This is a genomic window from Bacillus sp. L381 (assembly GCF_030284525.1).
GTDB lineage: Bacteria > Bacillota > Bacilli > Bacillales > Bacillaceae > Bacillus > Bacillus amyloliquefaciens.
In genome coordinates, this window is sequence record NZ_CP127224.1 from 867501 (window position 1) to 881632 (window position 14132).

Sequence of the window (14132 nt, forward strand, 5' to 3'; positions counted from 1 at the left end):
CGGGTGTCGCCTTTCTTTTGCCGGGGTGGTGGAATTGGCAGACACACAGGACTTAAAATCCTGCGGTAGGTGACTACCGTGCCGGTTCAAGTCCGGCCCTCGGCACCAATTTAACTTTGGACGAATCATGTTAAATTGGTCTTCAAACTTCACATTATAAAACACATATGAGAGTGATTTGCAATATGCAAATCACTTTTTTTATAATAAAAACGTAAAAACTATAAATATAGGTTTCTCCTTATTTCGTGTGTATACAGCATTACCATTAAAAAAACTTTACTAAAACCGTTGACACTTTATAAAATGCATGTTATATTTATATACGTCGGTTGAACACGACATTACATGCCGGTGTGGCGGAATTGGCAGACGCGCACGACTCAAAATCGTGTTCCTTCTGGAGTGCCGGTTCGACCCCGGCCACCGGTATACAAAGGCTTCTACATTATGTAGAAGCCTTTTTTGTTGTATAAAAACATCATCCAGGGCTTATGAAAACATGATACACCTGGGATTGTATAAATCCGTATTTTTCAAAGATACTAACAAAAAGTTCTTTGAAAGAGGTGTTTTTTATGGAAGGTACTTGGGCTTGCCTTATCCCATTTATTCTGGTCATTCCCATTTCAATCATTACAAAGCAAGTGCAGTCCGGTCTGTTTGTCGGTTTGCTGGTCGGAAGTTATCTTTTACATCCGAGCTTGCTTGGCGGGATTGAGCATATGGTTCATTATTTGATCAGCAACATTGTCGTAATCAATAATATTAGAATCATTGTTTTTCTATATTCATTTGCCGGCCTTGTGGGGATTATAAAGTTAACCGGCGGGATAAAAGGGTTCGTCCATTTGATCAGTAAAAAGGTTAAAACCAAAAAAGGCGCGATGCTGCTTGCATGGCTGTCGACATTAGGCACATTCAGCGAACCGGACTTTCGCATCGTTACAATTGCGCCGATTATGAAAGCTATAAGCAAGCGTCTGGACCTGTCGAAACAGAAAATTGCGTATGCTATTGAGTTTACAGCAAACCCGGTCATTGCCTTGATTCCGGTAGCAACGGCATTTGTCGGCTACATGGTTTCCATTATCGGACAGGCCCTCAAAACGTCAGGGATAGATCAGCCGGCTTACACGGTCTATGTGAAAAGTATTCCCTTCAATTTTTTCTCCATTTTGATTATTTTAGTCGGTATTTATTACTGCTTTTTTAAGAAACAAAAAGAAGATGAAAGCTTGGAAAAAACAGAAAGGAACGGACAAATTCCTTCTCGGGAACATAATAAACATACGGAACCGATCCCGCAGAACAGCGGTGTATTGCTTTCAAAAGGCTCCGGCTCATTTAACATGGAAACAGGGACGATCCCGGATATTCACGGAGGACACACGGGGATGTTCGAAAAGGGCGGGGATGTACATGCTGACCAGCAGGAGGAGTTAGATTCGGCGCACCGTGCTTATATTAAGGAAACACCGATTCGGCCGTGGAATTTAATCATTCCAATCGGGCTGTTTTTACTGTTAACACTGTTTCTCAGCTGGTGGGACGGCCATTCAAAAGCACAAGGGTTTTTGAATGCTTTTATCAAAAGCGATATGCTTGGCGTCATGTTAACCGCATTATTGGCAGCGGTTATTGCAGCATTTGCTCTTTTTATGTTTCAGCGTTTTCACGCAAGCGAGCTTGTGACGCATTTTATTAAGGGCGGAAACGAATTGGTAAACGTTATTATTATGTTATCGCTGATTTGGGCCGTAACAGCAGTATCTGAGGATCTGGGGTTTTCGAAATATGTTACTTCTCATTTAACGTCATGGATCCCCCATATGTTTATTGCGCCATCTCTTTTTATACTTGGAGCGGTTATATCCTATTTTATCGGATCATCTTGGGGGACTTGGGGGCTTTTAATGCCGCTCGGCGTGACGCTGGCGGTTCAGTCGCATACCAGCTTATTATTAGCGATTGGGGCCGTTTTTGCCAGCGGAACATTTGGAGCGTTTGCTTCCCCTCTCAGTGATAATACGGTGACAACCTGTACGGTTTTGGGGATCGATGTTGTGAAGTATGCCCGTTCGAAGCTTGTTCCGGCGCTTATCGCTGCAGGGATCTCCGTTGTTTTATACGGTGTCTTTTCATTTTTCAGATAACAAAGAAATAATTTGAAGGCGGCATCCGGAATGGGATAACGCTTTTTTAAGTTATACTTGAGAAAAAAGAGGTGATGGCGATGAAGCAGATTATTGCATTGGGCGGCGGGGGGTTTTCCATGGAGCCGGATCATCTTGTGCTGGATCAATATATTTTGGAGCAGTCGGTGAGACCAGAGCCGAGAGTTTGTTTTTTGCCGACGGCAAGCGGAGATTCGGAGAATTATATCGCCAGGTTTTATCAGGCCTTTCATAAGCTGGAGTGTGAGCCTGATCACTTGTCGCTGTTTAAACCGCCTCGTTCTGACCTCAGATCTTTTCTCATGAAGAAAGATATTATATATGTCGGCGGCGGTAATACCCGCAATATGCTTGTCTTATGGAAAGAGTGGGGGCTTGACCTTATTCTTCGTGAGGCTTGGGAAAGCGGCATCATCCTGGCGGGCCTCAGCGCCGGGGCGATTTGCTGGTTTGAAGAAGGTGTGACGGATTCAGCGGGAGATTTGAGAGAGCTGCGAGCTTTAGGGTTTTTGCCGGGCAGCTTTTGTCCGCACTATGACGGAGAAGAGGAGCGCAGACCGGCGTATCACCGTCTGATTTCAGAAAAGAAACTCCGGGAAGGCTATGCCGCTGATGACGGCGCTGCGCTGCATTATAAAGACGGTCAGCTGTTCCAAGCTGTCTCTTCCCGGGAAACGGCAAAGGGGTATCGGGTTTTTGATACCGAAGAAGGCGTTAGGGACACAGAGCTTATGACCGCTTCGTTATCTGAATTTTAATAATATGCTTTTTTTTGTATACAACTTATGTTACGATGAAACCGAAATTCATAGTTACTGGGGGTGCCCGTTTAAGCGGGCTGAGAGAGAAGCGGCGGCTTCTTAACCCTTTGGACCTGATCTGGTTCGTACCAGCGTGGGGAAGTAAAGGTTTTATTATTGTTGATGAAAACAATAATAGTTTCTTTCTGACTGCAAAACCGGGTTCTCTATTGAACCCGGTTTTTTGTGCTGGTGCTGAGCTTGATTCTGTTATTCAAATGATAAAGGAGAGATTTGTATGCAAAATCAATCAGTACAGCAAGCGAACATTTCCATTATGTCGAGTTTTTCAGGCAGTAAAAAGGTTTATGTAAAGGGTTCTTCGCCTGGCATACGAGTGCCGATGCGGGAAATCAGCCTGAGTGCGACAACGGGGGCGTTCGGTGAAGAGGAGAATCCGCCGGTCCGTGTTTATGATACGAGCGGACCGTATACAGACCCGGATGTACAGATTCATATTCATGAAGGTCTCAGGCCGGTCCGCACAGAGTGGATTACCGGGCGCGGCGATACAGAGGAATATGCTGGAAGGACTGTAAAGCCTGAGGACAACGGCTATAAAAAAGAAGATCATACTGCCGAATACCCCGGTTTACAGCGGAAGCCGCGGCGGGCCAAGGCAGGGAAAAACATAACACAATTGCATTATGCGAGAAAAGGCATCATTACGCCGGAAATGGAGTTTATCGCAATACGCGAGCATGTTTCTCCCGAATTTGTGAGGGAAGAGGTGGCGAGCGGCCGGGCGATTATTCCTTCTAACGTCAACCATCCGGAAAGCGAGCCGATGATTATCGGCCGGAATTTTCATGTGAAAATCAATGCAAATATCGGCAACTCGGCTGTTACGTCTTCTATCGAAGAAGAAGTCGAAAAAATGACGTGGGCGATTCGCTGGGGCGCTGATACGATGATGGACTTATCGACGGGAAAAGACATTCATACGACACGTGAATGGATCATCCGCAATTCCCCCGTGCCTGTGGGGACGGTGCCGATTTATCAGGCGCTTGAAAAAGTAAATGGCGCTGCCGAGGATTTAACGTGGGAAATTTATCGTGACACACTGATTGAGCAGGCGGAGCAGGGCGTGGATTATTTCACCATCCATGCCGGCGTATTGCTTCGTTACGTCCCGTTAACGGCCAAACGCACGACGGGGATCGTCTCCCGCGGCGGGGCAATTATGGCGCAATGGTGCCTTGCTCATCATCAGGAAAGCTTTCTGTACACGCATTTTGAAGAAATCTGCGAAATCATGAAGACATATGATATTGCTTTTTCTCTTGGTGACGGGCTGCGTCCTGGTTCGATTGCAGATGCCAATGATGAAGCGCAATTTGCTGAATTGGAGACTCTCGGAGAATTGACGGAAATCGCATGGAAGCATGATGTGCAAGTGATGATTGAAGGACCGGGCCATGTGCCGATGCATAAAATTAAGGAAAACATGGACAAGCAGATGGAAATTTGTAAAGAGGCGCCTTTTTACACGCTCGGGCCATTAACGACAGATATCGCTCCGGGTTATGACCATATAACTTCGGCGATCGGCGCGGCGATGATCGGCTGGTACGGCACGGCGATGCTTTGTTATGTCACCCCGAAGGAGCATTTGGGCCTGCCGAATCGTGATGATGTAAGAGAAGGCGTCATTACGTACAAAATCGCGGCGCATGCCGCAGACCTTGCCAAAGGGCATCCGGGTGCTCAGATCCGTGATGACGCTCTGTCTAAGGCGCGGTTTGAATTCCGGTGGCGCGATCAATTTCATTTGTCGCTTGATCCTGAAAGAGCAATGGAATATCATGATGAAACGCTGCCGGCTGAAGGCGCAAAAACGGCTCACTTCTGTTCGATGTGCGGTCCGAAGTTTTGCAGCATGAGAATTTCTCAGGATATTCGCGATTATGCGAAAGAAAACGGTCTGACTGAAGACGAGGCCGTCAATGAAGGATTGAAGGAAAAAGCAAAAGAGTTTGCAGAGAAAGGAAGCCGTTTATATCAATAAAAAGAAAAGATGAGGATGGAGTGTGTCCATCTTCATCTTTTTTAGAAAAACGATAACCTTCGAAGCGGCGGGATGCTCTGCTCAAAGCGGAATACGTTTTCCGGGTCATACTTCGTTTTGACTTGACGGAGGCGGTCAACATTTTCTCCGTAATATGTCCGCAGCCAGTTTCTGATGTCTATATCAGGCCAATTCACGTAATCCCCCATCGTTTCTCTTGAAAGAGATGTTCTCAGCCCTTCGATCCAGCGGACGTTTTGTCTTTCCTCTTCAGGAGACGTCCAGCTTGTTAAATATTCCTGGGCAATGATTGCGTTTCGATAATAGAATGCCGTTTGATCCGAAGCGATTCGTCCGGCTGCCCCGCCGAGAGATTGCTGCCAGACACTGGCGTTTTTATTCGGAGCGTGCTGCAAGTAGCGCTTTAAAGTGGAAATTGCGCGTGTTGACAAAGGTTTTTCAATAAAGGATCCTGACCGCTTTATCTTTTGCGGCTCATTGCCTCCCCGTCTGTTAAAAAAGGCTGCCGCTCTAATAAACGGAACTGTCTTGACCATGCCGCTTCTCGGGTTTCCCGCTTTCATTAACGGAGCCAGCAGTTCTTTCAGCTCATCTTTTGTCCCGATAAATTGGCCGAGCGCTTCTATGCGGTTGACTTCCTTAGGCCAAAACTGAATTGATGAAGTAAGCCGGTTATCTGTAAATGGAGCCCACTGCTGCCACGTATGAAATACTTCGTCGAAATCATCCCAGTCCCAAGTGACAGAAAAAACAGTCACGTACGAAATCGGCACGGCTTTAAATATCATGGATGTGACAATGCCGAAGTTGCCGCCGCCTCCGCCCTGAGACGCCCAAAATAAATCAGAGTGCTTTGCGCGGTTGACTGTGATCAATTCGGCACCCGCTTTTTCGTCTGCTATGATCATCTCGAGCTGAAGGAGACGATCGCAAGTAAGGCCGGCAGACCTTGTTAAATATCCGATTCCTCCCCCAAGCGTCAGCCCCGTGATTCCCACATTTGCGATGGTTCCCGCAGGAAGGGTCAAGCCGTACCGCCAGAGTGTCCGGTACACATCTCCCAATTCGGCACCCGCTTCAATCGAGACCAGCCGCTTATCCTTATTCACTCTTATTTTCTTCATTTCACTGAGGTCAATGACAAGCCCGTTATTTAACAGGGAAAAATTCTCGTAGCTGTGTCTTCCGCCTCTGATGCGGAAAGGTACGTTATTCTCACGCGCCCATTTCAGCGCATTGACGGCATCAAGTTTGTTTTGGCAAAACACAATGATGTCTGGATATCGTTGCAGGTTTAAGTTGATATTGGTTCTTGCTTCATTATAGTCCGGGTCATCCCTTCTGACGATGCGCCCGGTCAATGTTGTCTTTTCCACACTCTCACTCTCTTTCACTCGTGTTCTGCTATTTTTTCTAACATATGCGGAAAAATAAGAGAGTGTATGAGGAAAACCCCCGGGAGGATACGTTATTTGAAATTATAGTTGACAGGTAGGGATTGTATGAATTAACATAATCATTACATATTTCCAAACGATGGCTGATCGGATCACCGAAGGCCCTTATCTTGTAAACAGATAAGGGCCTTTTTTGCGTAAAAGCCATTGAATGAAAAGCGGAGGGATGAAAAGTGGCGTTACAAAAGGCGACACAAGTGCGCAAAAAGAGTAAAAAGCGAAAAAAGTACAGAAAACACACATTGAATTTCGAACTGCTTGTAGAGAAAAACAAACGGGAGATTATGAGGAATCAAGAACAGATGGAGCAGATTTATATAAAGATAGATGAAAAGCATGCGGGGGTCCGATCAAAATGAAGAGGAACACATTGAAGATAAAAACAACGGGCATCTTACTCGCGTCGTCTGTAGCCTTCATGTTATCAGGGTGCGCGTTAGGGGGTGCAGGAGAAGAAGCATCTTCTGCAACGGATAAAAAGGAAGAAACACGTATCGCCCATGTCAAAACAAAAGAATTCAAAGCTTCTCATCCGGAGGCGCTTCCCGCAAAATCGAAAGCCAGAACCGACACTTTTGTTGCAGGGATATCCGCGCCGGGCGGGGTATTTCTGCCATACTTTTATGAAAACGGCTGGGACGGAAATGCGACAGATCCTATTTTTGAACCGTTAGTCAAACTGGATAAAAAGGGAAAGCCCGCACCGGCTCTTGCGGAAAGCTGGAAGATTTCCAAAGATCAGCTTACCTACACGTTCCGTCTAAGAAAAAATCTCGTTTTCAGCGACGGTTCGCCGCTGACCGCAAAGGATGTCGCATTCACTTTAACACTGCTGCATGATCCCGCATACGCGGGCTATGAAGATATCACCACGGCTTATATTAAAGGCGGTAAGGCTTATAAAGAAGGAAAAGCAAAGACGATAGAGGGCATTCATGTCCTTGATGACAGAACCATTAAAATCACGACCGAGAAAGTCAGTGCGAAGTCGCTGCTTCTTTTGGGAGGGCAGGTGCTGTCAGAAGCCTACTACGGAAAGAATTATCAATTCGGCAAACTGGATTATTTAAAAGAGCTTTATGCCAAACCGCTCGGAGCGGGACCTTATCAATTTACAGAATACCTCCCGGGACAGGAAATACGCTATCAGGCTAATGAACACTATTATTCCGGAAAACCGAAAACAAAAAAGCTGATTTATAAAATTATCGATCCGTCAACTTCCCTTCAGCTGTTTGAAACGGGTGACCTTGATTACGCTTCTTTTTCACCTGATGATGATACGGTTGAGCATTTAAAAAGCCTCGGTTTTGCGAATATCAGCGTATCTGTCGTGAATGATTACGGGCTTGTGTACGTTAATCATAAGCGTCCGCCTTTACAAGACAAGAAAGTGTCCCAAGCGCTTATTTACGGGCTTGACCGTCAAAAAATCGTCGATGTCCGCTTTAAACGCTACGGAGATGTCGCAAATGTGCCGGTGTCTCCGGTTTCGTGGGCTTATGACGATAAAGGCGTCAATCCGTACACGTTCAACCCGGAAAAAGCCAAGAAGCTTCTCGATGAAGCAGGCTGGAAAACGGGCAAAGACGGCGTGCGTGAAAAAAACGGAAAAAAGCTTGAAATCAGCTATTACACTTCTAAAGCGGATGATGATTTCATCCCGATCGCGAAAGAAAATTATGCGGACATCGGAATCTCATTAAAACCGGAAGTGATGGATTTTAATACAGAGGTAGCGAAAATTAATGATAAACAGTATGATCTTGCCGCCGTTTCCACATCGCAGATTCTTGATCCGAATGACACGGTGGAAAAGCTGGCATCCGGCCATCCCAATAATGTGACGGGATATTCTAATCCGAAAGCGGACCGGCTGATAGAGGAAGGGGCCGGCACGCTTGATATCAGCAAAAGAAAAGAGATTTATCACCAGCTGTATCGGGAGCTCGGGGAGAATCCGCCTTACATCCTGATCCATTACCGACAAAGCGCAAGAGCGGTCAGCGGAAAAGTAAAAGGGCTTGATCCTGACAATTATTCGGGAATCAGTTCAAGTCTCTCAAATGTCTCAATTCAATAAAAACAATTAGGCAAAATACCCGGTGCATCCTGGGTATTTTGCCCTTTCAGCGGGAAGGGGGAGGCTTTTGGTGAAACGGTATGCCGCAGAACGATTCATACAAATGCTTGTGATCTTATTCGGTACGTCCTTTATTATTTTTTTCTTATTCGCCATGCTGCCGGGCGATTATATTGATTCGAATGTAAATTTGACTCCGGAAAGAGCGAAGGAGCTAAAAGCGCTTTACGGCCTGGATCAGCCGATTTGGCGGCGTTATGTGACGTGGCTCGGCAATGTGTTCAGCGGAGATTTGGGGTTTTCTTTGAAGTATCAGGAAAACGTCCTGTCACTGCTTCAGAAATATGTCTGGAATTCGTTTTTTGTCGCGTTCCTGGCTTTGCTTATCACATGGTCTGCCGCGATGATAACGGGTGTCATATCGGCTGTCAGGAAATACTCATGGTTTGACGGGCTCGTAACGTTTCTTGTTATTGCTTCCATGGCATTCCCGTCTTTTTTTATCAGCCTTCTGTTTATTAAATGGTTTGGAGTGGATTTAAAAATACTGCCCGTCGGAGGGATGATTGATACCGGAAGCACGAGTTCTGGTTTTTCTTACGTGCTTGAAGCCGCCAGGCATATGATTCTCCCGGTTGTGATTTTATCTATGCTCGGCATCGGCTCGCTGACAAGATATTTCCGCTCCGGAATGCTTGATGTGATCAGGCAGGATTATATCAGAACGGCGCGAGCGAAGGGATTGAAAGAGCGCACCGTCATTTGGAAGCATGCGTTGAAAAATGCGCTCATTCCGGCTGTCACCCTGCTTGCTTTTGAATTGCCGGGACTGTTTTCCGGGGCCATCATTATTGAACAGATTTTCGGGTGGCCGGGTGTCGGCCGTATTCAGCTGGAATCTGTTCATTATCGGGACTACCCGGTTTTGATGGCGTTTACCTTGTTTTTGTCTTGTTTAACGATTGTGGGAAACTTCTTGGCGGATATCGCTTATGCCGCGATTGATCCGCGAGTCAGGCTGAAATAGGGGGGATTCACGGATGAAAATACAGAAAGGGACGCCGTCTTCTCTTTGGAAGCAGACGTACCGCCGCCTGCTGCATCATAAGCTGACGGTCATCAGTCTTCTTTTCTTATGTTTTATGTTTTTATTGTGTTTTATCGGGCCGTCTTTTTCTCCGTACATAACAGATCGGACGGATATTTCTAATGCCAATCAGCATCCCGGGATTCATCATTGGCTGGGCACCGACCAGTACGGGAGAGATGTGCTGACAAGGCTGATGCTGGCGGGGCAGATTTCTCTGACCGTGGGGCTTGCTTCAATGGTACTGTCACTTGTCATCGGCTCTTTGCTCGGAGCAGCGGCCGGATTTTATCGGGGAGCCGCTGATATGATCATTATGCGCATTGCTGATATGCTCATGTCTATTCCGGGTCTGCCGCTGCTTTTGATTTTAGCTGCGGTGATGTCGGAATGGAAAGTGCCTTCTGAATACAGAATGTACTTGATTATGATGATGTTAAGCCTGATCGGGTGGCCCGGTCTGGCGCGGCTTGTGCGCGGACAGATTTTGTCGCTGAAGGAGCAGCCGTTTATGATGGCCGCGGAAGTTCTGGGGCTTAGTGATAAACGGAAAATCCTCTATCATTTGCTTCCCAATACATTGCCGTTATTACTGGTAGCCGCGACTTTGCATGTGGCGGGAGCGATGCTGAGTGAATCGGCGCTGAGTTTTCTCGGGCTTGGCGTTGCTCCGCCGACTCCTTCTTGGGGAAACATGATGGAAGCGGCGAACAATTTTATGGATTTTACACTCCGTCCGTGGCTGTGGATTCCCCCGGGAACGGCCATTTTTTTGACCGTTGTGGCGATTCATCTGCTTGGAGACGGTTTAAGAGACGCTTTTGACCCTAAAGTAAAACGGCAGGTGAAAGTGAAATGAAAAAACCGCTTTTAGAAGTGAGGCATTTGGAAACGGCTTTTTATACAGAGGAGGGCACAGTAAAGGCCGTGGACGATGTCAGCTTTACGATTCATGAGGAGGAAACAGTTTGTATTGTAGGGGAATCCGGCTGCGGGAAAAGCATGGCGTCATTGTCCATTATGCAGCTTATTCCCGAGACGGGGAGAATCGAACGGGGAGCGGTGCATTTTTCCGGAAGAAACCTGTTGGAGCTGAAACCAAAAGAAATGCAGAAAATCCGCGGCTGCGAAATCGGTATGATTTTTCAGGAGCCGATGACCTCTTTGAATCCGGTGTTTACGATCGGTGAGCAGCTGACTGAACCTATACGCGAACATTTATTGCTGAGTAAGAAAGAGGCGTGGCGGAAGGCAGTTGAACTGATCACGTTAGTCGAAATCCCCCATGCTGAGCAGGTCATGCACCGATATCCCCATGAGCTGAGCGGCGGTATGCTGCAGCGCATTATGACGGCTGTCGCGCTCAGCTGTGATCCGAAACTGATCATTGCCGATGAGCCGACGACGGCGCTTGACGTAACCATTCAGGCGCAGATATTGGATTTATTGCGGGATGTGAAAAAGCAATTTCACACGTCTATTTTATTCATTACCCATGACCTTGGCGTGGTTGCCGAAATGGCTGATTATGTGATTGTCATGTATGCGGGAAAAATTGTGGAGGAAGGACCGGTTGCGGAGCTGTTTTCCGATCCGAAGCATCCGTATACGAAAGGGCTGCTCGCGGCAAAACCGGTCATCGGTCAAAGAAGGGAGACGCTGTACACCATCCCGGGGCAGGTCCCTGAGCTTGCGGATCTGTCCGGAGCATCTTGTTATTTTGCGGAGCGATGTGAACACAGCACGGAAATATGCCGGAGATCGAGCCCGCATTTTACTGAATTCGGGAAAGGACATCAGGCGGCGTGCTGGCTTTACAGAGAGGAGAAAGCAGATGAGTGATGTATTGCTGGAGGTCAAGGGACTGAAAAAATATTATGAGGAACAAGGGGGGATGAGAAAGACTCATAAAAAACCCGTTAAAGCGGTCGACGGCGTCAGTTTTACGATAGGAAAGGGAGAGGTGTTCGGCCTGGCGGGAGAATCGGGCAGCGGCAAGTCATCAATCGGAAAAACCATTTTAAGGCTTCATGAGAAAACAGGGGGAGAGGTGTTTTTTCAGGGACGTGATGTTTTCCGGATGAATCGGCGCGAGCTGAAAACATTCAGATCGGAAGCACAGCTTATTTTTCAAGATCCCTTCAGTTCTTTAAATCCGCGGCGCCGGATCGGAGAAGCCATCGGCGAAGCGATGATCGAGCATCAGTTGGCGGTGAAGCGGAACGCGCGTGATAAAGCGGCGGAGGTTCTTGAAGCCTGCGGTCTTTCCGCAAACTTGATCGACCGTTATCCGCACGAATTTTCCGGAGGGCAGCGGCAGCGGATCGTGATTGCTAGAGCGATGGCGCTTAAGCCGCAATTTATCATTATGGATGAACCTGTGGCCGCGCTGGATGTGTCCATTCAGGCGCAGATGATCAATTTGTTCAGCAGCCTTCAAAAACAGCACGGGCTGTCATATTTGTTCATTTCCCATGATTTAAGCGTGGTGGAGCACTTATGTACAAAGGTCGCCATTATGTATTTAGGGACGATTGTGGAATACGCATCAAAGGAAGAGCTTTTTTCAAGGCCGCTTCACCCTTATACAATAGCGCTGTTATCAGCCGTGCCTGTTCCTGATCCCGGAGCGAAAAGGGAGCGGGTGATGTTAAAGGGCGATATTCCGAGCCCAGCTGATCCGCCCTCAGGCTGTAAATTCCGAACGAGGTGTCCGGCCGCCAAGAAGATATGTGCCGAAAAAAGTCCGCCGCTTTCCGAGAAAGGGCTTCATCATTTTGCGGCATGCCACTTTGTGTAATTGAGAAAAAACGGGTTTTGTTGATAATAAACAGGAAAAACCTGCCGGACAGACCGGCAGGTTTTTTGATGTTATTTTGGTAAGGGCAGTCCGAGTCCTTCGGCAACGCGTCTGCCGTATTCAGGATCAGCCTTGTAGAAGTGGCCGATTTGGCGCAGCTTAATTTCTTCTTTCTCCACAGGTTCCATCGCACTGACGATATTGGCGACAAGACGTGCGCGTTCCTCCTCGCTCATCAGGCGGTACAGGTCGCCGGCTTGTGTGTAATGATCATGATGATCATAGCTTACACTGTCTGCCAAACCTGATACAGGGTATGCCGCCTGTTTATCCTCAGGTGATTCTTTCGGGCCACCGAAGCTGTTAGGCTCGTAATAGACGGAGCGGCCGCCGTTATCGTCAAAACGCATTTGTCCATCACGCTGATAGTTTTTCACTTCATTGCGGGAACGGTTGATCGGCAGAGCCTGATGGTTTGCGCCGACACGGTAGCGATGTGCGTCATGGTATGCGAACAATCGGCCTTGAAGCATTTTGTCAGGTGAGACGTCGATGCCCGGGACTAATGTTCCAGGAGAGAATGTCGCCTGTTCTACTTCAGCAAAGTAATTTTCCGGATTGCGGTCCAGAACCATGCGGCCGACTTCAATTAGCGGATAGTCTTTTTGAGACCATACTTTTGTGACGTCAAACGGATCAAAGCGGTATGTGTTTGCGTCTTCTAACGGCATGATTTGAACATATAATTTCCATGCGGGGAAATCGCCGTTTTCAATCGCATTGAACAAATCTTCCGTATGGTAATCAGGATTTTCGCCCGCGAGTTTTGCGGCTGTATTGACATCAAGGTTTTTCACGCCTTGTTCTGTTTTAAAGTGATATTTAATCCAGACGCCTTCGCCTTTATCATTTGTCCATTTAAATGTATGGCTTCCGAATCCGTGCATATGGCGAAGGGTTGCCGGAATGCCTCGGTCTGACATCAGAATGGTTACCTGGTGCAGGGATTCCGGTGACAGAGACCAGAAATCCCAAACGGCCGTCGGGTTTTTCAGATGTGTTCTCGGATCTCTTTTTTGTGTATGGATAAAGTCAGGGAACTTGATGGCATCACGGATGAAGAACACTGGCGTATTGTTTCCGACGATGTCGTAGTTTCCTTCTTCTGTATAAAACTTAACGGCAAATCCGCGCGGGTCGCGCACTGTGTCACTAGAGCCCAGTTCGCCTGCAACGGTTGAGAAACGGATAAAGAGCGGTGTGCGTTTACCGACTTCTGACAGAAATGCGGCTTTCGTATATTTTGTCACGTCATTTGTGACTTCAAAATAACCGTGTGCCCCCGCGCCTTTTGCGTGAACGACACGCTCCGGAACGCGTTCTCTGTTAAAGTGCGCCAATTTCTCAAGCAGATGGACGTCTTGTATTAAAGTGGGGCCGCGATCGCCGGCCGTTATTGAGTTTTGGTTATCTCCGACAGGAGCGCCCCAGCTGGTTGTTAATTTATTTGAACTCATGTGATCACCTCTTTAGATTTATAAAAACATAATACCACCTATCAATAAAAAGTCAATATTATTTTATAATGATTATAAAATAATTATTTGTATTATCGAAAAAGGAATTTGAGTTTGAAAGCTTACTTGACTGACAGGAATAATGGGTTTAAGATGAGAAAAAACAGCAACCGCTGACT

Annotated in this window: 11 protein-coding genes, 3 tRNA genes and 1 riboswitch (1 of these 15 only partly in view); of the genes, 12 read left to right on the top strand and 2 right to left on the bottom strand. The window is 47.0% G+C overall.

What is annotated here, in order from left to right:
• From QRX25_RS04285 to thiC, 6 genes are all read left to right on the top strand, one after another.
• A tRNA-Cys gene (locus QRX25_RS04285) sits at nt 1-12 on the top strand; it begins 59 nt to the left of the window's first position.
• Between the two features lie 7 nt (nt 13-19).
• Nucleotides 20-108 (top strand) — tRNA-Leu (locus QRX25_RS04290).
• Between the two features lie 242 nt (nt 109-350).
• Nucleotides 351-432 (top strand) — tRNA-Leu (locus QRX25_RS04295).
• A 146-nt stretch (nt 433-578) separates the two neighbouring features.
• Nucleotides 579-2156 (top strand): Na+/H+ antiporter NhaC family protein, encoded by a 1578-nt coding sequence (locus QRX25_RS04300; protein WP_115997849.1) that lies wholly within the window; start codon nt 579-581, stop codon nt 2154-2156.
• Nucleotides 2157-2236: 80 nt separating this feature from the next.
• A complete protein-coding gene (locus QRX25_RS04305) occupies nt 2237-2935 on the top strand; it encodes a Type 1 glutamine amidotransferase-like domain-containing protein (protein WP_212100730.1) in 699 nt (232 codons plus the stop codon).
• A 49-nt stretch (nt 2936-2984) separates the two neighbouring features.
• A riboswitch (TPP riboswitch) is annotated at nt 2985-3095 on the top strand.
• A 120-nt stretch (nt 3096-3215) separates the two neighbouring features.
• Nucleotides 3216-4988, top strand: coding sequence for a phosphomethylpyrimidine synthase ThiC (gene thiC / locus QRX25_RS04310; protein ID WP_212100733.1), 1773 nt, complete (start codon nt 3216-3218; stop codon nt 4986-4988).
• Nucleotides 4989-5029: 41 nt separating this feature from the next.
• Here thiC and QRX25_RS04315 read toward each other — a convergent pair whose 3' ends face one another.
• Nucleotides 5030-6385, bottom strand: coding sequence for an FAD-binding oxidoreductase (locus tag QRX25_RS04315; protein WP_212100736.1), 1356 nt, complete (start codon nt 6383-6385; stop codon nt 5030-5032).
• A gap of 254 nt (nt 6386-6639) precedes the next feature.
• On the opposite strand from QRX25_RS04315, the gene QRX25_RS04320 reads away from it, so the two are divergent.
• From QRX25_RS04320 to QRX25_RS04345, 6 genes are all read left to right on the top strand, one after another.
• Nucleotides 6640-6825, top strand: coding sequence for an FbpB family small basic protein (locus tag QRX25_RS04320; RefSeq protein ID WP_065980997.1), 186 nt, complete (start codon nt 6640-6642; stop codon nt 6823-6825).
• On the top strand, nt 6822-8549 hold the full coding sequence (locus tag QRX25_RS04325) for an ABC transporter substrate-binding protein (protein ID WP_212100738.1): 1728 nt from the start codon (nt 6822-6824) through the stop codon (nt 8547-8549). The genes QRX25_RS04320 and QRX25_RS04325 overlap by 4 nt, the downstream gene beginning before the upstream one ends.
• A 70-nt stretch (nt 8550-8619) precedes the next feature.
• On the top strand, nt 8620-9576 hold the full coding sequence (locus tag QRX25_RS04330; protein ID WP_212100740.1) for an ABC transporter permease: 957 nt from the start codon (nt 8620-8622) through the stop codon (nt 9574-9576).
• A 13-nt stretch (nt 9577-9589) separates the two neighbouring features.
• Nucleotides 9590-10495, top strand: a complete 906-nt coding sequence (opp4C, locus tag QRX25_RS04335; RefSeq protein WP_115997855.1) for an oligopeptide ABC transporter permease — start codon at nt 9590-9592, stop codon at nt 10493-10495.
• On the top strand, nt 10492-11478 hold the full coding sequence (locus tag QRX25_RS04340) for an ABC transporter ATP-binding protein (protein WP_212100742.1): 987 nt from the start codon (nt 10492-10494) through the stop codon (nt 11476-11478). The genes opp4C and QRX25_RS04340 overlap by 4 nt, the downstream gene beginning before the upstream one ends.
• On the top strand, nt 11471-12436 hold the full coding sequence (locus QRX25_RS04345; RefSeq protein ID WP_212100744.1) for an ABC transporter ATP-binding protein: 966 nt from the start codon (nt 11471-11473) through the stop codon (nt 12434-12436). The genes QRX25_RS04340 and QRX25_RS04345 overlap by 8 nt, the downstream gene beginning before the upstream one ends.
• Before the next feature lie 71 nt (nt 12437-12507).
• On the opposite strand, the gene katA is transcribed toward QRX25_RS04345, so the two are convergent.
• Nucleotides 12508-13953 carry a catalase KatA gene (gene katA / locus QRX25_RS04350; protein WP_065981002.1) on the bottom strand — a complete coding sequence of 482 codons (1446 nt, stop codon included), beginning with the start codon at nt 13951-13953 and terminating at the stop codon, nt 12508-12510.
• Nucleotides 13954-14132 lie beyond the last annotated feature (179 nt).

Bases quoted from the DNA above. Each gene is read 5' to 3' on its own strand.
- QRX25_RS04325 (WP_212100738.1), top strand. From the start codon at position 6,822: ATGAAGAGGAACACATTGAAGATAAAAACAACGGGCATCTTACTCGCG.
- QRX25_RS04345 (WP_212100744.1), top strand. From the start codon at position 11,471: ATGAGTGATGTATTGCTGGAGGTCAAGGGACTGAAAAAATATTATGAG.
- QRX25_RS04305 (WP_212100730.1), top strand. From the start codon at position 2,237: ATGAAGCAGATTATTGCATTGGGCGGCGGGGGGTTTTCCATGGAGCCG.
- opp4C (WP_115997855.1), top strand. From the start codon at position 9,590: ATGAAAATACAGAAAGGGACGCCGTCTTCTCTTTGGAAGCAGACGTAC.
- katA (WP_065981002.1), bottom strand. From the start codon at position 13,953: ATGAGTTCAAATAAATTAACAACCAGCTGGGGCGCTCCTGTCGGAGAT.
- QRX25_RS04340 (WP_212100742.1), top strand. From the start codon at position 10,492: ATGAAAAAACCGCTTTTAGAAGTGAGGCATTTGGAAACGGCTTTTTAT.
- thiC (WP_212100733.1), top strand. From the start codon at position 3,216: ATGCAAAATCAATCAGTACAGCAAGCGAACATTTCCATTATGTCGAGT.
- QRX25_RS04300 (WP_115997849.1), top strand. From the start codon at position 579: ATGGAAGGTACTTGGGCTTGCCTTATCCCATTTATTCTGGTCATTCCC.